Source organism: Streptomyces bambusae, assembly GCF_019400985.1.
GTDB classification, from domain to species: domain Bacteria; phylum Actinomycetota; class Actinomycetes; order Streptomycetales; family Streptomycetaceae; genus Streptomyces; species Streptomyces bambusae_A.
Map to the genome: position 1 here is coordinate 1 of NZ_WTFF01000753.1, position 526 is coordinate 526.

General features: G+C 69.6%; 1 pseudogene. It reads left to right on the forward strand.

What is annotated here, in order from left to right:
• A pseudogene (locus GPJ59_RS36885) lies at positions 1–526 on the forward strand (2-oxoacid:ferredoxin oxidoreductase subunit beta); the annotation flags it as partial.

Below are 526 nucleotides of genomic sequence, written 5' to 3' on the forward strand. Positions count from 1 at the left end.
GGCGCCGAAGCCTCCTTCGTCGCCCGCACCGTCGACTCCGACCGCAAACACCTCACCGAGGTCCTGCGCGCCGCAGCCGACCACAACGGCACCGCCCTCATCGAGATCTACCAGAACTGCCCGATCTTCAACGACGGCGCCTTCGAGACCCTCGAGGACAAGACCCAGGCCCAGGAAGCCGTGATCCGGCTCGAACACGGCCGGCCCATCCGCTTCGGCACCGACCAGCACAAGGGCGTCGTCCGCGACCCCGCCACCGGCGACCTCCACGTCGTCGAGGTCACCGAGGACAACGAGGACCGCATCCTCGTCCACGACGCCCACGCCACCTCCCCCACCACCGCCTTCGCCCTCTCCCGCCTCGCCGACCCCGACACCCTCGACCAGACCCCCATCGGCGTCTTCCGCACCATCGAACGCCCCGTCTACGACACCCTCATGGCCGACCAGCTCGACACCGCCGTCGAACAGAAGGGCAAGGGCGACCTCGCCACCCTCCTCGCCGGCAACGACACCTGGACCGTCG